18 protein-coding genes are annotated in these 19674 nt (G+C 71.2%); 15 read left to right on the plus strand and 3 right to left on the minus strand.

Annotated features, from left to right (window positions below; all coding sequences use genetic code 11):
* Positions 1 to 173: 173 nt before the first annotated feature.
* The 4 genes from D3P35_RS12455 (at position 174) to D3P35_RS12470 (ending at position 4163) form a co-directional block, all read left to right on the plus strand.
* Complete coding sequence (locus D3P35_RS12455; RefSeq protein WP_118135064.1) at positions 174 to 1223, plus strand: ABC transporter permease; 1050 nt, start codon at positions 174 to 176, stop codon at positions 1221 to 1223.
* Positions 1224 to 1227: 4 nt separating this feature from the next.
* A complete protein-coding gene (locus D3P35_RS12460; protein ID WP_118135065.1) occupies positions 1228 to 2169 on the plus strand; it encodes an ABC transporter permease in 942 nt (313 codons plus the stop codon).
* On the plus strand, positions 2169 to 3443 hold the full coding sequence (locus D3P35_RS12465) for an amidohydrolase family protein (protein ID WP_198670603.1): 1275 nt from the start codon (positions 2169 to 2171) through the stop codon (positions 3441 to 3443). The genes D3P35_RS12460 and D3P35_RS12465 overlap by 1 nt, the downstream gene beginning before the upstream one ends.
* 210 nt (positions 3444 to 3653) lie before the next feature.
* Positions 3654 to 4163, plus strand: a complete 510-nt coding sequence (locus D3P35_RS12470) for an excalibur calcium-binding domain-containing protein (RefSeq protein WP_232830486.1) — start codon at positions 3654 to 3656, stop codon at positions 4161 to 4163.
* A 4-nt stretch (positions 4164 to 4167) separates the two neighbouring features.
* On the opposite strand, the gene D3P35_RS12475 is transcribed toward D3P35_RS12470, so the two are convergent.
* The gene (locus tag D3P35_RS12475; protein ID WP_118135068.1) at positions 4168 to 4698 is read right to left on the minus strand and encodes a GNAT family N-acetyltransferase; all 531 of its coding nucleotides are present in this window, start codon (positions 4696 to 4698) and stop codon (positions 4168 to 4170) included.
* Between the two features lie 409 nt (positions 4699 to 5107).
* Between D3P35_RS12475 and D3P35_RS12480 the strand changes: the two genes are divergently transcribed.
* Together D3P35_RS12480 and D3P35_RS12485 are read left to right on the plus strand one after the other, a co-directional pair.
* Complete coding sequence (locus D3P35_RS12480; RefSeq protein ID WP_118135069.1) at positions 5108 to 6304, plus strand: M24 family metallopeptidase; 1197 nt, start codon at positions 5108 to 5110, stop codon at positions 6302 to 6304.
* Positions 6305 to 6426: 122 nt separating this feature from the next.
* Positions 6427 to 6876, plus strand: coding sequence for a thioesterase family protein (locus tag D3P35_RS12485; RefSeq protein ID WP_118135070.1), 450 nt, complete (start codon positions 6427 to 6429; stop codon positions 6874 to 6876).
* On the opposite strand, the gene D3P35_RS26165 is transcribed toward D3P35_RS12485, so the two are convergent.
* A complete protein-coding gene (locus D3P35_RS26165) occupies positions 6863 to 7069 on the minus strand; it encodes a hypothetical protein (RefSeq protein WP_157982128.1) in 207 nt (68 codons plus the stop codon). The two genes, D3P35_RS12485 and D3P35_RS26165, sit on opposite strands and share 14 nt — an antisense overlap.
* A gap of 168 nt (positions 7070 to 7237) precedes the next feature.
* On the opposite strand from D3P35_RS26165, the gene D3P35_RS12490 reads away from it, so the two are divergent.
* The 7 genes from D3P35_RS12490 (at position 7238) to D3P35_RS12520 (ending at position 14947) form a co-directional block, all read left to right on the plus strand.
* The gene (locus D3P35_RS12490; RefSeq protein ID WP_118135071.1) at positions 7238 to 7933 is read left to right on the plus strand and encodes a GntR family transcriptional regulator; all 696 of its coding nucleotides are present in this window, start codon (positions 7238 to 7240) and stop codon (positions 7931 to 7933) included.
* A 64-nt stretch (positions 7934 to 7997) separates the two neighbouring features.
* The gene (locus D3P35_RS12495) at positions 7998 to 8936 is read left to right on the plus strand and encodes a LysR family transcriptional regulator (protein ID WP_118135072.1); all 939 of its coding nucleotides are present in this window, start codon (positions 7998 to 8000) and stop codon (positions 8934 to 8936) included.
* Between the two features lie 225 nt (positions 8937 to 9161).
* Complete coding sequence (locus tag D3P35_RS12500; protein ID WP_118135073.1) at positions 9162 to 10154, plus strand: tripartite tricarboxylate transporter substrate binding protein; 993 nt, start codon at positions 9162 to 9164, stop codon at positions 10152 to 10154.
* A gap of 91 nt (positions 10155 to 10245) precedes the next feature.
* Positions 10246 to 10761: a tripartite tricarboxylate transporter TctB family protein gene (locus D3P35_RS12505; RefSeq protein ID WP_118135074.1), complete on the plus strand. Its 516-nt coding sequence runs from the start codon at positions 10246 to 10248 to the stop codon at positions 10759 to 10761.
* Positions 10758 to 12260, plus strand: a complete 1503-nt coding sequence (locus D3P35_RS12510) for a tripartite tricarboxylate transporter permease (protein WP_118135075.1) — start codon at positions 10758 to 10760, stop codon at positions 12258 to 12260. Before D3P35_RS12505 ends, D3P35_RS12510 begins: the two co-directional genes overlap by 4 nt.
* Positions 12261 to 12264: 4 nt before the next feature.
* A complete protein-coding gene (locus D3P35_RS12515; protein ID WP_118135076.1) occupies positions 12265 to 13098 on the plus strand; it encodes a shikimate dehydrogenase in 834 nt (277 codons plus the stop codon).
* 1 nt (position 13099) lies between these two features.
* The gene (locus D3P35_RS12520) at positions 13100 to 14947 is read left to right on the plus strand and encodes a bifunctional sugar phosphate isomerase/epimerase/4-hydroxyphenylpyruvate dioxygenase family protein (protein WP_118135077.1); all 1848 of its coding nucleotides are present in this window, start codon (positions 13100 to 13102) and stop codon (positions 14945 to 14947) included.
* 332 nt (positions 14948 to 15279) lie between these two features.
* On the opposite strand, the gene D3P35_RS12525 is transcribed toward D3P35_RS12520, so the two are convergent.
* On the minus strand, positions 15280 to 17070 hold the full coding sequence (locus D3P35_RS12525; protein WP_118135078.1) for a M10 family metallopeptidase C-terminal domain-containing protein: 1791 nt from the start codon (positions 17068 to 17070) through the stop codon (positions 15280 to 15282).
* Between the two features lie 273 nt (positions 17071 to 17343).
* Here D3P35_RS12525 and D3P35_RS12530 point away from each other — a divergent pair, with 273 nt between their 5' ends.
* Together D3P35_RS12530 and D3P35_RS12535 are read left to right on the plus strand one after the other, a co-directional pair.
* The gene (locus tag D3P35_RS12530; RefSeq protein ID WP_198670611.1) at positions 17344 to 18738 is read left to right on the plus strand and encodes a circularly permuted type 2 ATP-grasp protein; all 1395 of its coding nucleotides are present in this window, start codon (positions 17344 to 17346) and stop codon (positions 18736 to 18738) included.
* 1 nt (position 18739) lies between these two features.
* Positions 18740 to 19669: an alpha-E domain-containing protein gene (locus D3P35_RS12535; RefSeq protein ID WP_118135080.1), complete on the plus strand. Its 930-nt coding sequence runs from the start codon at positions 18740 to 18742 to the stop codon at positions 19667 to 19669.
* Positions 19670 to 19674: the final 5 nt, after the last annotated feature.

Here is a 19674-nt window from a genome sequence, read left to right on the forward strand (position 1 = left end):
CTCGGGACGGTTGTGCCCCCGGCGGGCAGCGCGCCAGCCGTCCGCTGGTGAGGCCGCGAGGCGGCGCGGACCGGTGCAGGCGGCGGGCGGGGCAGCCCGACAGGCCGCAGCGCCCGGGGGCGTTCGCGCGGCAATCTCAGGGCGTGGGGCAGGACAGGAAGCGGAGGCGGCCCATGCGGCTTGAACCGATCGCCACGCCGGGGCCGCTGCGCCTCGTCGCCCTGCCGCTCGCGGCGCTGGCGCTCACGCTCGTGGTGGCGGCGGGGCTGGTGCTGGCGGCGGGGGCGGCCCCCCTGCCGGTGTTCGGGCTGATCGTGACGGGGGCCGCGGGCTCCGAGTTCGCCATCGTCGAGACGCTCACGCGCGCCACGCCGCTGATCTTCACCGGGCTCGCGGTGGCCGTGGCCTTCCGCGCCCGGCTGTGGAACATCGGGGCGGAGGCGCAGCTCTACATCGGCGCGGTGACCGCGGTGGTGCTGGGCACCGGGGCCACCGGCCTGCCGGCGCCGCTGCTGGTGCCGCTGGTGATGCTGGCCGCGATGCTCGCCGGCGGGCTCACGCTGCTCGGGCCCGCCTCGCTCAAGACCCGCTTCGGGGTCGACGAGGTGGTGACCACGCTGCTGCTGAACTTCATCGTGCTGCTCTTCGTCTCCCTGCTGCTCGAGGGCCCGCTGAAGGACCCGATGGCGCTGGGCTGGCCGCGCTCGGAGAAGATCGAGGCCGCCGCCGCCCTGCCGCGGCTCATCACCGGCAAGCGGCTGCACTGGGGCTTCGTGATCGCGCTGGTCTCGGCCGGTCTGGTGTGGTTCGTGCTGGCGCGCACGGTCTTCGGCTACGAGATGCGCGCCGTGGGGCACAACGCGCAGGCGGCGCGCTTCGCCGGCATCCGGGTGGAGCGGGTGCTGCTGAAGACCGCGCTGCTCTCCGGCGGGCTCGCCGGGCTCGCGGGCTACTCGGAGGTGGCGGGGCTGAAGGGCAACCTCACGCTCGACCTCTCGCCGGGCTATGGCTACACCGGCATCGTGGTGGCGATGCTGGCACTGCTCAACCCTCTGGGCGTGGTGGTATCGGCCGTCTTCGTGGCCGGCATCTTCGTCGGCGCGGACGCGATGAGCCGCTCGGCGGGCGTGCCGAGCTACATCGCGCAGGTGATCGTGGCCACGGCGCTGCTCTCGATGGTGGCGGCGCTGCTCTTCACCCGCTATCGCATCAGGTGGAGGTAGGGCCCTGGACATCCTCGACATTTTCCTCACGGCGAGCTTCTGGGTGGCGGCGGTGCGCATCGCCTCGCCACTGATCTTTGCCACCATGGGCGAGCTGATCTGCGAGCGCGCCGGCGTGCTCAACCTCGGCATCGAGGGCATCATGACCGTGGGCGCCTTCGCCGGCTGGGTCACGGTCTGGCTCGGCGGCGGGCTGTGGCTGGGGGTGGGTGTGGCGCTGCTCGCGGGCATGGCGATGGGCCTGCTGCACGGGCTGCTCACCGTGCCGCTGGGCCTGTCGCAGCACGTGACCGGCATCGGCATCACGCTGCTCGCCACCAGCCTCACCTACTACACCTACCGCCTCGCCCTGCCGCAGGTGACCAGCCCGCCGAAGATCGAGGCGTTCCGGCCGCTGGAGATCCCCGTTCTCTCCGACATCCCGCTCCTCGGCCCGGCGCTCTTCGCCCAGACACCGCTCACCTACCTCGCCTTCGCCTGTGCCGGCCTCACCGCCTTCGTGCTGTGGCGCACGAACCTCGGCGTGGCGCTGCGCGCGGCGGGGGAGAACCCGGCGGCGGTGGAGGCGCAGGGGCTCTCGGTCACCGGGCTGCGCCTCGGCGCGGTGGTGGTGGGCTCGGGGCTGATGGCGGTGGGGGGCGCCTTCCTCACCATGTCGGCCTTCAACTCCTTCTTCTTCGAGATGATCAACGGCCGCGGCTGGGTGTGCATCGCCCTCGTGGTGTTCGGCGGCTGGAAGCCGGGCAAGGCGCTCATCGGCGCGCTGCTCTTCGCCGCCTTCGACGCCTTCCAGGTGCGGCTGCAGCAGGTCACCGGGGGCGTGGTGCCCTACCAGGTGTTCCTCATGCTGCCCTACGCGCTCTCCATCCTCGCGCTGGTGGTGATGTCGCGCCGGGCGGCGGCGCCGCGCGCCCTCATGGTGCCCTACCGGGCAGGAGAAAGATGATGTTCGATATCCTGGTGAAGGGCGGGGTGCTGCCCGACGGCAGCCCCGCCGACGTGGCCATCACCGGCAGCCGCATCGCCGCCGTGGCGCCCGGCATCACCGCCGAGGCGGGGCGGGTGGTCGATGCCGCCGGCTGTCTCGTCTCCACCCCGTTCGTGGACCCGCATTTCCACATGGACGCCACGCTCTCCTACGGCATTCCGCGCATCAACGCCTCCGGCACGCTGCTCGAGGGCATTGCGCTCTGGGGCGAGCTGAAGCCGCTCCTCACCCATGAGGCGGTGAAGGCGCGGGCACTCGCCTATTGCGACTGGGCGGTGTCGATGGGCCTGCTCGCCATCCGCACCCATGTCGATGTCTGCGATGACCGGCTGCTCGCCGTGGAGGCGCTGCTGGAGGTGAAGCGCGAGGTGGCGCCTTACATCGACCTGCAGCTCGTCGCCTTCCCGCAGGACGGTTTCTACCGCGACCCCACGGCCCGCGCCAACACCCTGCGCGCCCTCGACATGGGGGTCGACGTGGTGGGCGGCATCCCGCATTTCGAGCGCACGATGGCGGACGGCCGCGCCTCGGTGACCGAGCTCTGCGAGATCGCCGCCGCCCGCGGCCTGATGGTCGACATGCATTGCGACGAGAGCGACGACCCGCTCTCGCGCCACATCGAGCAGCTCGCCTACGAGGCGCAGCGGCTGGGGCTCGGGGGCCGGGTGGCGGGCTCGCATCTCACCTCCATGCATTCGATGGACAATTACTACGTCTCCAAGCTGCTGCCGCTCATCGCCGAGGCGGGGGTGGCCGCCATCCCCAACCCGCTGATCAACATCATGCTGCAGGGCCGGCACGACACGTTCCCCAAGCGCCGCGGCCTCACCCGGGTGCGGGAGATGCGCAGCATGGGCATCCGTGTCGGCTTCGGACAGGATTGCGTGCTCGACCCGTGGTATTCGCTGGGCACGGCCGACATGCTCGACGTCGCCTTCATGGGCCTGCACGTGGCGCAGATGACGAGCCCGCAGGAGATGGCCGCCTGTTTCGACATGGTCACCACCGAGAGTGCCGCCATCATGGGGCTCGACGATTACCGCCTCGCGCCGGGCGGTCTCGCCTCGCTGGTGGTGCTCGATGCGGGCTCCCGGGTGGAGGCGGTGCGGCTGCGCGCCGACCGGCTCTGCGTGATCGCGAAGGGCAGGGTGGTGAGCGAACGCCCCGCCGCCCGCCCGCTGCTGAGCCTGCCGGGGCGGCCGCCCACGGTGTCGCGCCGGCACGAGGCGTGACGGCCAGCGAAGACATCGCGAAGCCTGCCCCCCGGTGGGCTCCGCCCGGCGAGCGATCGTCGACGCGGCCGGGGGCAGGGGCGGTGACGCGCCCCGGAAGCGGCTTATGTGGTCACACGCCCCGCGACCGGGCGAACACCGGGCGCAATGCCTGACCAGCGGCCCGTGCGAGGCCGTGACACGAAGAGAGAAAGAGAGAGGGACTGTACCATGCCTGCACTGCGACCTGTCATCCTGCTGGTCGGGCTCGCGCTCGCCGCCTGCGCCAGCCACGAGACCGACCCCGGCTTCGCGCCGCCGCCGATCCCCGGCGGCCCGGCCCCCGACGACGCTGCCTCCTACACCGCCGGCATGGCCGCGCTGGACGACGATGGCCTCTGCACGCAGTACCTGGGCGAGACGGAGGACCCCTGGAAAAAGCAGGCGATGGAGCCGGAGCTGGCGCGGCGCGGCGTCTACCAGTGCGGTGGCCAGGCGGTGGGGGCGGGCTCTGCCGCGCTTGTCGGGCTCGCGCGCTACGACCGGCCCGAGGGCCGTGGCACCGGCTTCGGCCGCGACCGGGACTGCGAGGATTTCACCAGCGCCGCCGAGGCGCAGGCCTTCTTCCTTGCCTCCGGCGGCCCGGACGAGGACGACCACCGGCTCGACGATGACGGCGACGGCTACGCCTGCGCCTGGGGAGAAGACCTGCGCTCGATGGCCGCGGCCGCCTCGCTCTGAGGGCTCAGCCCGCCGGAACCGGCTCCCAGGCCACGAGGATGTTCGCGGATTTCCACAGCGGCCCGGGGTCGGTGAAGGCGCGCATCTCGCGCCCGCCGAGCGCGCGGTAAAAGGCGCGCGCGCCGGTGTTCCCGCCCACCACGGCGAGGCCCGCGCCCGGATAGCCCGCGGCGGCGAGGCCGCGGAAGGCCTCGCCGAGCAGGCGGCGGCCCAGGCCGCTGCCGCGGCAGGAGGGGCAGACATAGAGGTGCTTCACCTCGCCCAGCGCGCCGTAGACGGCGCTGCCGGGCGGGCCGTAACTCACCAGTCCGACGATCTCGCCCTCCCGTTCGGCCAGCAGCGTGCCGCGGCGCCCGTCGCCGCCCGCGAGCGCGGCCTGCCATTGCGGCAGGCGGCGGGCCTCGTCCAGCGCGGCCACCGCGCCGGCCGGGGCCAGCCCGGCGTAGGTCTCGCGCCAGATGCGCACGTGAAAGGCGGCGGCGGCCGCCGCATCGGCCGGGCCGGCCGCGCGCAGGGTGAGGGGGATGTCAGCCATGCCGGCTGCTCCGCGCGGCCGCCGGGCAGGCGGGTTCCTGCATCCCCGGGGGGTGCGCTGCGGCGAGCCCGCGCGGCGCGCGGCGGCGCGGGCCGGGGGCCGGGCGGGGCAGGGCGGGGTTGAACATCCGTGTCGGGCTCCGTTGCGTGGCGCGCGGAGCATGCCTCGCGGCGCGCCGGCGGTCAAACCCGGTGGCGGGCCGAGGGCCCGGCGGCAGCGGACTGCCGATCCGGCGGCCGGCGTGAGGGCACGGCCGCCGGCCCGCGCGTCTCCGCTCATGGCCACGGGCGGGGATCCGCCGCCCCCCGCGCGTGATCTGCCGGACGCGGGGATTGACGCGGCGCCCCCCGGCTTCCGATAGTCCGGGGCAGGCGCCGGCATGGGTCGGCGCCGCCCGAGGAGAGCCCGCATGCCCGCATCCGCCGCCGACCGCCTGCCGTTTTCCCGCGCCGAGTACGACCGCCGCCTGGGCCTGACCCTCACCGCCATGGCGGAGCGCGGCCTCGACGCGCTTTTCGTCGAGGACCCGTCCAACATGGCCTGGCTCACCGGCTACGACGGCTGGTCCTTCTACGTGCACCAGGGCGTGGTGGTGACCGCCGACGGCGCCGAGCCGCTGTGGTGGGGAAGGCGGATGGACGCGAACGGCGCCCGCCGCACCGTGTGGATGGCCGGGGAGAGCATCCGCTCCTACTCCGACGATTACGTGCAGTCGACCGAGCGCCACCCGATGCAGACCCTCGCCGCGCTGCTGCGCGAGAAGGGGCTGGCGCGCGGCCGCATCGGGGTGGAGATGGAGAACTACTACTTCTCCGCCAAGGCCTACACCACGCTGCTGGCCGAGCTGCCGGAGGCCACCCTGGAGGACGCCACGGCGCTGGTGAACTGGCAGCGGGCGGTGAAATCGGCCGAGGAGCTCACCTTCATGCGCCGGGCGGCGGCGATCTCGGAGCGGCTGGTCGACCTCGTGGCGGCGCGCACCGAGCCGGGGCTGCGCAAGTCCGACCTCGTGGCCGAGATCCAGGCCGAGGCGGTGCGCGGGGCGGATGGCCACTGGGGAGACTACCCGGCCATCGTGCCCATGCTGCCCTCGGGGGCCGACGCCGCCGCCCCGCATCTCACCTGGGACGACCGGGTGTTCCGCGCCGGCGAGGCGACCTTCTTCGAGCTCTCCGGCTGCTACCGCCGCTACCACGCGCCCTTCTGCCGCACGGTGTTCCTCGGCCGGCCGCCGCAGGCGCTGCGCGACGCGGCGGCGGCGGTGTCCGAGGGCATCGCGGCGGGGCTGGAGGTGGCGCGCCCCGGCGCCACGGCGGGCGACATCGCCCGCGCCCTGCACGGCGCGCTCGCCCGGGCCGGCATCGCGCGCAGCGGGCGCTGCGGCTACGCCATCGGCCTCTCCTATCCGCCGGACTGGGGCGAGCGCACCATCTCGCTGCGCGAGGAGGACACCACGGTGCTCGCCCCCGGCATGACCTTCCACTTCATGCCCGGCCTGTGGATGGACGACTGGGGCTACGAGACCACCGAGACCATCCTCATCCGCGAGTCCGGCCCGGCCGAGACCCTGTGCAATCGCCCGCGCGAGCTGATCGTGAAACCCTGATCGCGGAGCCCTCGGCGTCACCCCTTTCCTGCCGCCCCCCGGCGGCGCCTCCCTTCCGGACAGATACGCATGTCAGACCAGAGCCTTGCCCCCCGTCGCAGCCGCAGGCAGGGGGCGCGCGCATGAGCGGCGAGCCGTCCTCGCTGGCGGGCGCGAGCTACGTGTTCCGCCGCCGTCTCACCGTGGAATGGGGGCATTGCGACCCCGCCGGCATCGTCTTCCACCCGCGCTACTTCGAGTTCTTCGACTGGAACTGCGTGCTGCTGATCGAGGCGGCGCTGGGCCTGCGCGAGCGCGCCTGGCGGGCCGAGCTCGGGTATGGCGGCATCCCGGTGGTCGACCTCTCGGGCCGTTTCACCGCCCAGGTGCGCCATGGCGACGAGGTGGAGGTGGCGAGCGGGGTGACGCGGCTCGGCCGATCCAGCCTCGAGCTGCGCCATGAGCTGCGCGGCCCCTCGGGGCTGGCGGTGCAGGCGGCGCAGACCCGGGTGTGGTGCGCCACCGCGCCCGATGGCCGGCTGGTGTCCGCCCCCATGCCCGAGCGGCTGCGCCGCGCGCTCAGCCCCGGCTGAGCGGCGGGGCCTCGCACCCCGGCCGGGCCGCGGGAGTGTCCTGCCCCGGCTGGGCCGGGGCAGCCTCGGGCAGGGCCGCGGCGCAGGGGCCCGGGGCCAGGCGGTCGAGCAGGTCGCGCAGCGCCGGCCCGTCCACCATGCCGCCGCGGCGCAGGGTGTCCAGCAGCCCGGCATCCTCACACAATCCGCACATCGCCCGATCCTCCCGCCCGTCGTCTCGGCGGCATCATCTGCGCGGCGGGAGCCGGGCGCAAGGGGGAGGGCTGGCGGGCTGCAACGTCAAGTTGCACAACCAAAAAATTGACAACCCCAGGGCCAGGCGGCAGGCTGGACAGGGCTTCGACAACCGGAGGACCCCAGGGTGCCAGCATCCGACAGCCGGAAGGACGCCGTCTTCGTTGCGCTGCGCCGCGCGGTCATCGAGCAGATGGTGATGCCGGGTGCGCAGCTCGCTCCCGACGTCATCGGCGAGGAGTTCGGCGTGGGGGAGGAGCGCGTGCATGCCGCGCTGCTGGAGCTGGTCGACGAGGGGTTGGCCGAGGTGCGGCTCGCCGACCTGCGCATCCATGTCGCCAGCCCGGCGCTGGGCGATGCGCGGCAGCTCTTCGAGATGCGCCGCTGCCTGGAGGCGGACGTGGTACGCCGGCTGATCCGGCGCCTGTCGGCCGATCACCTCGACGCGATAGAGGCGCACCTGCGCCGGCAGGAGCGCGCGCGGCTGTTCGGCGACGGCCAGGCCATCCGGGTGTCGGGGGAGTTCCACATCCTGCTTGCGGAGCTGTGCAGCGCGCCGGTGATGGTGCGCTACATGCGCGAGACGGTATCGCGCTGCAGCTTCATCCTGTCGCTCTTCGCGCGGCCCTGGTCGGCCGAGCTGTCGCTGCGCGAGCATCGCGGCATCTACGACGCCCTGCGCGCCCAGGACGCCACGCTGTGCATGGCGCGCATGGAGCACCACATCGACCAGGTGGAGCAACGCGCCGCGCTGGATACCCAGCGCAGCTACCCCGATTTCGCCGCCATCCTGCGCCGCTACGTGGAGGATTTCACCCGCTGAGCCGGGCACGGGCCGGCGTGCGAAGCCGCTTGCGGGCCGGCCGACGGCCCCGCATGCTCGGGGCATGAAAACCCTCACCCTGCGCCAGATCGAGGCGATCCGCGCCGTGATGCTCACCGGCACCATCGCGGGGGCCGCGAAGCTGCTCAACGTCTCCGCTCCGGGCATCAGCCGGCTGGTCAAGCACATCGAGGCGGGGCTGGGCATCCGGCTGTTCGAGAAACAGGCCGGGCTCTTCGTGCCGGCGGCCGAGGCGAAGCTGGTGTTCGACCAGATCCACGAGGTCTACCTGAAGGTGGAGGGGCTCGACTTCGCGCTCGACAACCTGCGCAAGGGCCGGGGGGCGGAGCTGGCCTTCGGCTCGGTGCCCTCCATCGCGCAGTTCATGGTGTCGCGGGCGGTGGTGGGGCTCAGGCGCAGCTACCCGGAGCTGTTCATCGACCTCAACATCCTCAAGATCGAGGAGACGGTGGACTACCTGCTGCTGGAGCGGGGCGAGCTGGTGGCGATGTCCTATGCCTTCGATCACCCGCTGCTGGAGTTCATCCCCCTGGGCTCGGGCGGGCTGGTGGCGCTGCTGCCCCAGGGCCACCCTCTGGCCACGCGGCGCGAGATCTCGGTGCATGACCTGGTGCACGAGCCGATCATCGGGGTGGACCCGGTCGATCCCTACGGCGCCATCGTGGCCCGGCCCTTCCTCGAGGCGGGGCTGCAGCTCAACCAGGTGATCCGCGCCCGCTTCGCCCAGACCGTGGTGAGCCTGGTGCGCCACGGGCTGGGGGTGACGGTGATCGACGAGTTCTCCGTGGCCGGCCAGTACATGCCCGGCCTCACCCGCGTGGCGCTGCGCGAGAACACCGGCATCGAGACCTATGCCGCGGTGAAGAAGGGCCGGGCGCTCTCGAGCTACGCCGACGAGACCATCCAGCAGCTGCGCCAGGTGCTCGCCCATGCCACGCGAAACCGCCCGTGGGAGGCGCAGCGGGCGGGTGCGTCGGATTAACATCATGTTCCGATGACGAACACATAGATATTTGACGTTAATCCCCATCCCCCGCTATCCCTGAGCGCGCAAGACGCCCCGAGCGGGCGTGCGCAAGGGAGGATGATCCGTCATCCGCAAACAACAAGCTGCCGGGGCTGCCCCCGCACCGGTGCCGCGCGGCGCCGCGGCGCAAGGCATCCGGCGGCGCGACGGTGCCCGACAGCACCGGATGGGAGAGACTTCATGAAAACGCTGCTTCGTTCCGCGGTCTGCGTGCTGGCGCTCGGCGCCGGGCCTGCCATGGCCGATTTCCCCGAACGCGACCTGCAGGGCATCATCCAGTGGGGGGCCGGCGGCTCCACCGACACGGTGATGCGCTCGGTCACGCCCCATGCCGAGGAGGTGCTGGGCGCCGACGTGGTGATGACCAACCGCACCGGCGGCGTGGGCGCCATCGCCACCAAGTTCACCTATGCCCAGAAGGCCGATGGCTACACCCTGCTGATGGGCGCGGAAAACCCGCTGCTCTACAAGGTGATGGGGCTGTCGGACATCGACTATTCCGACTTCGTGCCGGTGAGCCTGCTGGCCCGCGGCGTGCCGCTGATCGTGGCCCGCCCCGACGCGCCGTTCGATACGTTCGACGAGTTCGTGGCCTATGCCCAGGAGCACCCGAACGAGGTGAAGGTGGGCTCCACCGGCCCCGGCGGCCTCGCCTCCACCATCACCGCGATGATCAAGGCCAAGACCGACCTGCCGGTGACCGAGGTGCCCTATGACGGCGACGGCCCGGCCCTCACCGCGCTGCAGGGCAGCGCCATCGACGTGATGCCGGCCGTGCTGGGCGCCGCGGTGGAGCAGGTGAAGGCCGGCCGCATGAAGGTGCTCGCCCTGATGGACGTGACGGCGAACGACGCGCTGCCCGACGTGGCGCCCATCACCGACACCCATCCCGAGTTCAACGACTACCTGCCCTGGGGCCCGTTCTTCGGGGTCTTCGTGAAGAAGGGCACCCCGGAGGAGGCGCTGGCCAAGCTCACCGAGGCCTATGCCGCCGGCGCGCAGAGCGAGGAGTTCCAGAAGCTGATGGAAGGCCGCGGCTATGCGGTGATGAACATCTCCGGCGAGGAGGCGCAGAGCTTCCTCACCCGCTGGCAGTCGGTCACCGCCTGGCTGCTGCAGGACGCGGGCGTGGCCAAGGTCTCGCCCGAGGAACTGGGCATCCCGCGGCCCTGAGGCCCGCGTGAACCCCGGCCGCCCGCCGCGCGCGGGCGGCCCGCCCCGGAGGCGTGCCTCCGCCCCCAGTCTGCCTGACGGGAGTTCCCCCATGCACACATCCCATGACAAGCGCGCCGGAGAGACGGTCTTCGCCGTGCTGATGCTGGCGCTGAGCCTGTTCCTGCTCTGGCAGGCCTACGAGATCTCCGGCTTCGCGGCGCTGAGCTCGCCCGGCGCCTTCCCGATGGCCGCGGCGCTGGTGATGAGCCTCGCCGCCGCGGTGAACCTCGCGCGCACCCTCGCCGCGGGGCGCGAGCAAGGCGGCTTCTTCGCCGGCATCCTCACCGCCCGGGTGGTGGTGTTCATCCTGCTCATCCTGGGCTTCGCGCTGTTGCTGGAGCGGGCGGGCTTCCTGATCACCGCCGCACTCTTCCTGCTCGCCGCCATGGGCTACCTGTGGAAGCGCGGGCCGGCGCGGGTGGCGGGCGTGGCGCTGCTGTCGCTCATCGTGGTCTACGTGGTGTTCCGGCTGGTGTTTCAGGTGGTGCTGCCCGAGGGCGTGGTGCCCGAGCAGCAGATCCTCTCCGACATCCGCGCGGCCTTCTCCGCGGAGGCGCCGGAATGACCGAGGCGCTCTCCTACCTGTTTTCCTCCTGGATCGACCCCGAGCTGCTGGCGCTCACCGCGCTGGGCACGCTGCTGGGGGTCTACATCGGCGCCATCCCGGGTCTCTCGGTCACCATGGCGGTGTCGATCCTGATCTCCTTCACCTTCTCATGGGACGTGAACCCGGCGCTCTCGCTGATGGTGGGCATCTTCATGGGCGGGGTCTACGGCGGCTCGCGCACCGCGATCCTGCTCAACATCCCCGGCGCGCCCTCGGCCATCGCCACGGCACTCGACGGCTACCCGCTGGCGAAGAAGGGCGAGGCGGGCGAGGCCATCGGCCTCTCCACCGTGATGTCGGTGGTGGGCGGCTTCGTGGGCATCCTCGTGCTCGCGGTCGCGGCCCCCACGGTGAGCGAGTTCGCCCTCACCTTCCAGCCGCGCGACTACATGCTGCTCGCGGTCATCGGCATCCTGCTCGTGGGTTCGCTCTCGGGCGAGAGCCTCGCCAAGGGGGTGATGGCGGGCGCCTTCGGCATGCTCATCGGCACCGTGGGGCTCGACCCGCTGACGGCGGAGGAGCGCTTCACCTTCGGCGTGGTGGAGCTGTGGAACGGCATTTCGCCCATCGCGGTGATGATCGGGCTCTTCGGCGTGTCCGAGGCGCTGCACCAGCTCCAGCACATCGACAAGGCGGCGGTGAAGCAGAAGATCGACCGCATCATCCCCTCGATGCGCGACCTGAAGAAATACCTGCCGCTGAGCCTGCAGACCTCCTTCATCGGCGTGATCATCGGCGCGCTGCCCGGCACCGGCGGCGACATCGCGGCCCTGATGGCCTACGACCACGCCAAGCGCGTGACGCGCAACCCCGAGGTGCCCTTCGGCGAGGGCGCGAAGGAAGGGCTCGTGGCCCCCGAGAGCGCCAACAACGCCGCAGTGGGCGGGGCCTACATCCCCATGCTCACGCTGGGCATTCCGGGCGACGCGGTGACCGCCGTGATCCTCGGCGCGCTCTACATCCACGGGCTCAACCCCGGGCCGATGCTGATTGTCGAGAAGCCCGACATGTTCTGGTTCACCGTGGGCAACCTGGTGCTGGCCAACATCTTCGTGCTGATCTTCGGCCTCACCGGCATCCGGGTGTTCACGAAGATCGTGGAATGCCCCAAGGGCGTGCTGATCCCGCTCATCCTGCTGCTCTCGGTGGTGGGCGCCTATGCCATCAACAACTCGGTGACCGACGTGTGGTGGATGCTGGGCTTCGGCGTGCTGGGCTATTTCATGAAATGCTACGGCTACCAGGTGGGGCCGGTCATCCTCGGCGTCATCCTCTCGCGGCTGATGGACGAGAACTGGCGCCGGGCGATCATCTCCGACCAGGAGAGCATCCCGCGCTTCCTGTCCGGCCTCGTCTCCTCACCGCTCTCGCTCCTCCTCACCCTCGCCGTGATCCTCATCCTGCTGGGGCAGACGCCGGCCTGGCGCATGCTCCGCCGCTCCCTCGGAAAGGCCTGATCCCATGTCCGACCTGCTGAAACTGGGCCTGATCGGCGACAATATCGCCGCCTCCTCCGCCCCGCGCCTGCACGAGCTGGCCGGGCGCATCATGGGCCGCGAGACCCGCTACCTGCGCCTCGTGCCCAAGGAGATGGAGCTCTCCATGCCCGGGATCTTCGAAAAGGTCCGTGCCGAGGGCTACGGCGGGCTCAACATCACCTATCCCTACAAGGAGAAGGTGACCGCGCTGCTCGAGGTGCCCGACCCCCGCGTGGCGCGCATCGGCGCGGTGAACACGGTGGCGTTCACGCCCGATGGCCCGAAGGGCTACAACACCGATTTCACCGGCTTCATCGCCGGCTTCCGCAACGCCTTCGGTGAGCGCGCGCCCGGCCCGGTGTGCATGATCGGCGCGGGCGGCGTGGGCAAGGCGGTGGCCTTCGGGCTGATCGACCTCGGCCTCACCCGGCTCACGCTGGTGGAGCGCGACCTGCCCAAGGCCGAGGCGCTGGCCACCGCCCTGCGCGCCGCAGCACCCGGGCTGGAGGTGCATGTCACCGGCAATGCCGCCGAGGGCTCGGCCGGGGCCTCGGGGCTGGTGAACTGCACGCCGGTGGGCATGGTGGGCTATGGCGGCACGCCGCTGGAGCGCCCGCTGATGAAGGGGGCGGACTGGGTGTTCGACGCGGTCTACACCCCGCTCGTCACGCCCTTCCTCGCCGATGCGGAGGCGGAGGGGCTTGCGATCCTGTCGGGTTACGAGCTCTTCTTCTACCAGGGCCTGCACGCGGTGGAGATCTTCCACGGCAGGCCGGTAGACGAAGCCGCGCTCCGCGCCGCGCTGAAGGAGGGTTGAGATGCGCACATCCATCGCCACCGTCTCGCTGGGCGGCACCCTGCGCGAAAAGCTCGCCGCCATCGCCGAGGCGGGCTTCGAGGGGGTCGAGATCTTCGAGGCCGACATCCTCGCCCATGACGGCCCGCCGGCCGAGGTGGGCGCGATGGTGCGCGACCTCGGGCTCGAGATCGTCGCCTTCCAGCCCTTCCGCGACTTCGAGGGCATGCCCGAGCCGCAGCGCGCCCGCAACATGGAGCGCGCGCGGCGCAAGTTCGCGCTGATGAACGAGCTCGGCACGGCAAACATCCTCGTGTGCTCCAACTGCTCGCCGCGCAGCCTCGGCGGCATCGACCGCGCGGCGGACGACCTGCGCGAGATGGCCCGTATCGCCGAAGGCTTCGACGTGAACATCGGCTTCGAGGCGCTGGCCTGGGGCCGGCATGTGTCGGACTACCGCGACGCCTGGGAGATCGTGCGCCGGGCCGACCACGCCCGCCTCGGCATCATCCTCGACAGCTGGCACATCCTCTCGCGCGGCCACCCGGTCGACGCGATCCGCGCCATCCCGGCCGACCGGATCACCTTCGTCCAGCTCGCCGACGCGCCGCGGCTCGACATGGACCTGCTGCAATGGTCGCGCCATTTCCGCAACTTCCCCGGCCAGGGCGACCTGCCGATCGCGAGCTTCATGGAGGCGCTCGACGCCACCGGCTACGACGGCTGGCTCTCGCACGAGATCTTCAACGACCGCTTCCGCATGGCCTCGCCCCGGCGCATCGCCGAGGATGGCGAGCGCTCGCTGATCTGGCTCACCGAAGCGCGGCGCAACATGCCGCCCCGGGTGAAGCCGGAGCGGGTGGAATGGGTGGAATTCGCCGTGGACGAGGAGGGGGCGCAGCGGCTCGGCGCCCTGTTCCGCACGCTCGGTTTCGCCCATGTCGGCCGGCACCGCTCCAAGCAGGTGCAGCGCTGGGCTCAGGGGGCGATCAACCTGGTGCTCAACACCGACGCCGAGGGGTTCGCCAACTCGCACCACGTGGTGCACGGGCCCTCGGTGGTGGCGCTGGGCCTGCGGGTAGACGATGCCGCCCGCGCGCTCGACCGGGCGGAGGCGCTGCGCATGCGCACCTTCCGCCAGCCGGTGGGGCCGGGGGAGCTGGAGATCCCCGCCATCCGGGGCCTCGGCGGCGCGCTCAACTATTTCGTGGACGGGCAGAGCGACCTCGCCCGGGTGTGGGAGATCGAGTTCGAGCCGCTGGCCGAGGTGCCGCCGGGCCCGCTCACCGGCATCGACCATGTCGCCCAGTCCATGCCGCCGGAGGAGATGCTGAGCTGGCGGCTCTACTACCTCTCGCTGTTCGACTTCGAGACCACCCCGCAGGTGGACGTGGTCGACCCCGCGGGGGTGGTGGAGAGCATGGCGGTGCAGGACGAGGCCCGCGCGGTGCGCATCTGCCTCAACTCCTCGCAATCGACCCGCACCATGGCGGCGCGCTTCATGTCGGAATACTTCGGCGCCGGGGTGCAGCATCTCGCCTTCGCGACCGACGACATCTTCGCCGCCGTCGCCGCCTTCGAGGCCGCGGGCGTGGCGCTGCTGCCGATCCCGGAGAACTACTACGACGATCTCGAGGCGCGCTTCGACCTCGACCCCGAGCTCGCCGACCGCCTGCGCCGCCACAACGTGCTCTACGACGAGGACGAGGGCGGCCGCTACTTCCAGGTCTACACCGGCGTCTTCGCCGACCGGTTCTTCTTCGAGGTGGTGGAGCGCGAGGGCTACACCGGCTTCGGCGCCCCGAATGCCCCCATCCGCCTCGCCGCCCAGACCCGCCTCGCGGCGCATTTCGCCATGCCGAAGAGCTGAGGGGGCCCCGTCGCCCGGGGTGAGGCCCCCGCGCCGGTGGGCCTGCCCGGCGGGCCTGCCGTGCCCTCGGGTCACCGTGGGGCGCGCGTGGCGCCCGGCGGCCTGCCGTGCGCCTTGGGCAATCGAGGGGGGGCGGGTGTCACCCAGACGGGTGCCGGCGCCCCCTGTCCGGCGGGCGAAGGGGCGGCGCGGGGGCTCTCGGCTCCGGCCGGCCCCCCCCCGTGTTCGGCGCCCGTGATCGGCGCCCGTGATCGGCACCCCTGACCGGCCCTCGTGAGCAGCTGTCGCGTGCGGCCCCCCGGCGCGCTGCGTGCGCGCCCGGCCCGGGGGGATCAGAAGATGAAATCGTCGCCGGTGAAGAGCATGCCCGCCCCGCCCTCGATGCGGATGGCGAAATCGGCGATGCCGTCGCCGTCGAGATCGGCCTCGATGCGCTTTTCGCTGCCATCGTTCACCGCGTGCAGCTCACCGGCGGTGCCGGAGAAGGCCGCGCCGCCGATCCAGGTGAAATCGTCCTGGCCGCCGCCTGCCACCGCGTCGAGGCGCTGGAAGTCGAAGACGTCCTCGCCCCGGCGGAAGTCGCGCACGAGGTCGGGGGCGTCGGCCGTGCTCTCGACGGTGTCGCGGTAGATGAAACGGTCGGCGCCCCCGCCGCCGCCCAGCACGTCGGCGCCCAGGCCGCCCACGAGGCGGTCGATGCCGTCGTTGCCGTAGATGCGGTCGTCCCCCGCGCCGCCGGAGAGCAGGTCGTCGCCGTCGCCGCCCAGGATGCGGTCCTGCCCGGCCTGGCCGCAGAGCATGTCGTTGCCCGCGCCGCCCAGCAGGAGGTCGTTGCCGGCGAGGCCGCTCATCTCGTCGGCGCCGTCGCTGCCCAGCAGGCGGTCGTTGCCGGCGGTGCCGTAGAGGGGGGCGTCGGGGTCGGCCAGCGGGTTGGCGGCGAGGAACACATCCTTGCGGCCGTTCGTGTCGTCGCCCGTGAGGTTGGTCGCCCAGGAATCGAAGGCGATCCAGCGCCCGTCGGCGGAGATGCGGGGCAGGGCGGCGGCCTCGTCGCCGCTCAGGCCGGCGGCCGAGAGGTCGACCATCGCGGTCTCGCCGCTCATCCGGTCATGCACGTAGATGTCGTAGGTCTCGTCGTCGTCGCCAGCCAGCGCGTTGCCGGAGAAGGCGATGTAGCGCCCGTCGGCCGAGACGGAGGGGTTTTCCGCCGGGCTCACCTCGTCGCCCAGCCCGAGGGCCACGGTGCGGCCGCTGTCCACGTCGTGGACGTAGAGATCGCCGGGCCCGCCGCTGCCCTGCGGCCCGCCGGCGGCGATGTCGGAGGCGGAGGAGAGGAACACCAGCGTCGAGCCGTCGGCCGAGAGCGCGGGCGAGGAGGAGGGGCCGTCCGCCGGCCCGCCCGCCTCCGTGGCGCTCACCAGCCGGTTGCGCCCGGTGGCGAGGTCGAGCACGCGGAGCTGCAGGATGGGCACGAAGACATCGTCGTCGCGCACGAAGGTCTCGTCGGTGTAGGCGAGGAAGCGGCCGTTGTGCGACAGCGCCTCGTAGGCGCGCGCGCTTTCATGGCCGGGGAGCGACTGCACGGTGTCGATGCGGCGCAGCGTGTCGGTGGTGGCATCCCAGGCCACGAGATCGGTGAGGCCGTTGCGGCCGGTGATGTCGGTGGCGGTGGTGCGGAACACCACGGTGTTGCCATTGCCCGAGATCACCGGCGCGAAGCTCGCGCCGTTCAGCGCCACGCCGGCCGCGGTCTCGGACAGGCGCACGAGGCTGCCGCGGGCGAGATCGGCGAGGAAGATGTCGGAGGCGCCGTTGCCGTCCCGCGCGGCGAGGTTGGTCGCCTCGGTCTGGAACACGGCGAAGCGGCCGTTGGCCGAGAGCTCCGCCGCGCCGGAGTCGCCGTTCGCGCCCGTGCCGGTGCGCAGCTCGGTGAGGCGCCGGGTCTCGCCGCGGGCCATGTCGCGCACGAAGATGTCGAGCTGGCCCTCGTCGTCGCCCGGCACCAGTGTGTCGGCGTAGGAAGTGAAGGCGATGAAGCGGCCGTCGCCCGAGATCGCGGCACGGGTGCTCGTGCCGTCGGCCTCTGCGCCGTGATTGTCCAGCGATGCGCGTCTGATTGCCATGAAACCTGCTCGTACCGGTCGGGGACACGGGGGGTGGTGAAGGCGGCGCAGGGCACCCTGTGGACACTTCTTCTGAAGCTCTTCACCTCGCCTGGCCCATTTTAGTCAACAAAGAGTTAATTGCACTTTAATTCCTGAGATTTGGTTAACCGGCGGGCAGCGCTGCCCGCACAAGCGGCAGCCAACGGGCTTGCGCAGGCTGCATGGCGCGGTGCACACTCGCCTTAACCACAAGGGAAAAAACAGGGTGGTCCGAGAGTGACATTCTACGAAATGGCTTCCGACACGGGCGCGACACGGCCGCCCTACGAGCAGATCGTCAGGTGGATCGAGGAAAGCGGTTTCGAGACCCTGCGCAAGCGCAGCGAGGAGGCGGAGGCGATCTTCCGCCGCATCGGCATCACCTTCGCGGTCTACGGCGAGGGCGGTGACCCGGAGCGTCTCATCCCCTTCGACCTCATCCCGCGGGTGTTCTCGGCGCTGGAATGGCGCCAGCTCGACCGGGGCATCCGCCAGCGCGCCCAGGCGCTCAATGCCTTCCTCTACGACGTCTACCACCGCGCCGAGATCATCCGCGCCGGCATCATCCCGGCCGATCTGGTCTACCGCAACGATGCCTTCCTGCCGCAGATGATCGGCTTCGATCCGCCGGGGAAGGTCTACAGCCACATCGTGGGCATCGACATCGTGCGCACCGCCGGCACCTCCTTCCAGGTGCTGGAGGACAATTGCCGCACCCCCTCGGGCGTGAGCTACATGCTCGAGAACCGCGAGATCCTGATGCGCATGTTCCCCGAGCTGTTCTCGGGCGGGGCGGTGGAGCCGGTGGACAGCTACCCCCAGCAGCTGCGCAAGACGCTGGAGGAGCTCGCCCCCGCCGCCTGCACCGGCGACCCCGTTGTGGTGGTGCTCACCCCCGGCTCGCTCAACTCGGCCTATTACGAGCATTCCTTCCTCGCCGACCTGATGGGCGTGGAGCTGGTGGAGCCGCAGGACCTCTTCGTCGACGAGGGGCGGGTGTGGATGCGCACCACCCTCGGGCCGCAGCGGGTGGACGTGATCTACCGGCGCATCGACGATGATTTCCTCGACCCGCTGAACTTCCGCCCCGACTCGATGCTGGGCATCGCCGGCATCTTCGACGTCTACCGCGCCGGCGGTGTCACCCTGTGCTCGGCCCCGGGCGCGGGCGTGGCGGATGACAAGGCGATCTACACCTACGTGCCGGAGATGATCCGCTTCTACCTCGGCGAGACGCCGATCCTGGAGAACATCCCCACCTACAAATGCGCCAACCGCGACGAGTGCGCCTATGTGCTGGAGCATCTCGACGAGCTGGTGGTCAAGGAGGTGCACGGCTCGGGCGGCTACGGCATGCTCATCGGGCCGAAATCGACGAAGGAGGAGCAGGAGGCCTACGCGAAGCGCATCATCGCCGACCCGGAGGATTTCATCGCCCAGCCGACGCTCGACCTCTCCACCGCCCCCACGCTGGGCGGGGCCGAGCTCGCCGGCCGGCATGTCGATTTCCGGCCCTTCTGCCTGGTGGGTCAGCAGATCCGCCTCGTGCCGGGCGGGCTCACCCGCGTGGCGCTGCGCGAGGGTTCGCTCGTGGTCAACTCCAGCCAGGGTGGCGGAGTGAAGGATACCTGGGTTCTGAGGGACTGACATGCTGAGCCGGACCGCAGAAAACCTCTACTGGATGTCGCGCTACCTCGAGCGCGCCGAAAGCACAGCGCGGCTCATCGAGATGGGCCAGCGCATGGCGCTGCTGCCCGGCTCGGCCGAGCGGCAGGAATGGCGCTCGGTCATCATGGCCACCGGGGCGGAGGAGTATTTCGACGAGGGCAAGACCCTGAACGAGGCCGCCATCGTGCGCGGCCTTGTGCTCGACCAGGACAATCCCTCCTCCATCCACGCCTGCCTCACCCGGGCGCGGGCCAATGCGAAGGCGATCCGCACCGCCCTCACCCAGGAGATGTGGGAGGCGCTGAACGACGGCTGGCGCCGGCTGGAGAACGTCGACGAGATCACCGCCCGGCGCGAGCTGCCCACCATCCTCGACTGGGTGAAGGCCCGTGCGGCGATGTTCCGCGGCGCCTCCGAGACCTCGATGCTGCGCAACGACGGCTACGCCTTCCTGCGCCTCGGCGGCCACATGGAGCGCGCCGACATGACCCTGCGGCTGCTCAACGTGAAGTACTTCGTGCTGCTGCCGGAGAGCGACATCGTGGGCGGCGGGCGCGACCATCACCAGTGGACCTCGGTGCTCTGGGCGCTCTCGGCCATGCGCTCGTTCCACCACATCTACAAGGGCGATTACGCGCCCTGGAAGATCGCCGATTTCGTGATCCTCAACGGCGCCTTCCCGCGCTCGGTCACCTTCTGCTACCGCCAGATCAGCCAGACGCTCGACCACCTGGAACTGGCCTACGGCCAGCGCCACCCCTGCCACGACCTCGCCTCCGCCGGGCTCGACCGGCTGAACGAGACCGGCATCGGCGAGGTGTTCCGCAACGGGCTGCACGAGTTCGTCGACGAGTTCATCGGCGTCACCGCGAAACTGTCGCGCGAGGTCTCCCTCGCCTATCATTTCTGAGGGTC

Source organism: Oceanicella sp. SM1341 (genome assembly GCF_003448965.1).
Classification (GTDB): domain Bacteria; phylum Pseudomonadota; class Alphaproteobacteria; order Rhodobacterales; family Rhodobacteraceae; genus Paroceanicella.

What these genes read in the sequence shown, in the direction of transcription:
- D3P35_RS12495 (WP_118135072.1), top strand. Translation starts at nt 7,998, where the DNA reads ATGAAAACCCTCACCCTGCGCCAGATCGAGGCGATCCGCGCCGTGATG.
- D3P35_RS12475 (WP_118135068.1), bottom strand. Translation starts at nt 4,698, where the DNA reads ATGGCTGACATCCCCCTCACCCTGCGCGCGGCCGGCCCGGCCGATGCG.
- D3P35_RS12485 (WP_118135070.1), top strand. Translation starts at nt 6,427, where the DNA reads ATGAGCGGCGAGCCGTCCTCGCTGGCGGGCGCGAGCTACGTGTTCCGC.
- D3P35_RS12455 (WP_118135064.1), top strand. Translation starts at nt 174, where the DNA reads ATGCGGCTTGAACCGATCGCCACGCCGGGGCCGCTGCGCCTCGTCGCC.
- D3P35_RS12520 (WP_118135077.1), top strand. Translation starts at nt 13,100, where the DNA reads ATGCGCACATCCATCGCCACCGTCTCGCTGGGCGGCACCCTGCGCGAA.
- D3P35_RS12470 (WP_232830486.1), top strand. Translation starts at nt 3,654, where the DNA reads ATGCCTGCACTGCGACCTGTCATCCTGCTGGTCGGGCTCGCGCTCGCC.
- D3P35_RS26165 (WP_157982128.1), bottom strand. Translation starts at nt 7,069, where the DNA reads ATGTGCGGATTGTGTGAGGATGCCGGGCTGCTGGACACCCTGCGCCGC.
- D3P35_RS12535 (WP_118135080.1), top strand. Translation starts at nt 18,740, where the DNA reads ATGCTGAGCCGGACCGCAGAAAACCTCTACTGGATGTCGCGCTACCTC.
- D3P35_RS12480 (WP_118135069.1), top strand. Translation starts at nt 5,108, where the DNA reads ATGCCCGCATCCGCCGCCGACCGCCTGCCGTTTTCCCGCGCCGAGTAC.
- D3P35_RS12530 (WP_198670611.1), top strand. Translation starts at nt 17,344, where the DNA reads ATGGCTTCCGACACGGGCGCGACACGGCCGCCCTACGAGCAGATCGTC.
- D3P35_RS12465 (WP_198670603.1), top strand. Translation starts at nt 2,169, where the DNA reads ATGTTCGATATCCTGGTGAAGGGCGGGGTGCTGCCCGACGGCAGCCCC.
- D3P35_RS12505 (WP_118135074.1), top strand. Translation starts at nt 10,246, where the DNA reads ATGCACACATCCCATGACAAGCGCGCCGGAGAGACGGTCTTCGCCGTG.
- D3P35_RS12525 (WP_118135078.1), bottom strand. Translation starts at nt 17,070, where the DNA reads ATGGCAATCAGACGCGCATCGCTGGACAATCACGGCGCAGAGGCCGAC.
- D3P35_RS12510 (WP_118135075.1), top strand. Translation starts at nt 10,758, where the DNA reads ATGACCGAGGCGCTCTCCTACCTGTTTTCCTCCTGGATCGACCCCGAG.
- D3P35_RS12515 (WP_118135076.1), top strand. Translation starts at nt 12,265, where the DNA reads ATGTCCGACCTGCTGAAACTGGGCCTGATCGGCGACAATATCGCCGCC.
- D3P35_RS12500 (WP_118135073.1), top strand. Translation starts at nt 9,162, where the DNA reads ATGAAAACGCTGCTTCGTTCCGCGGTCTGCGTGCTGGCGCTCGGCGCC.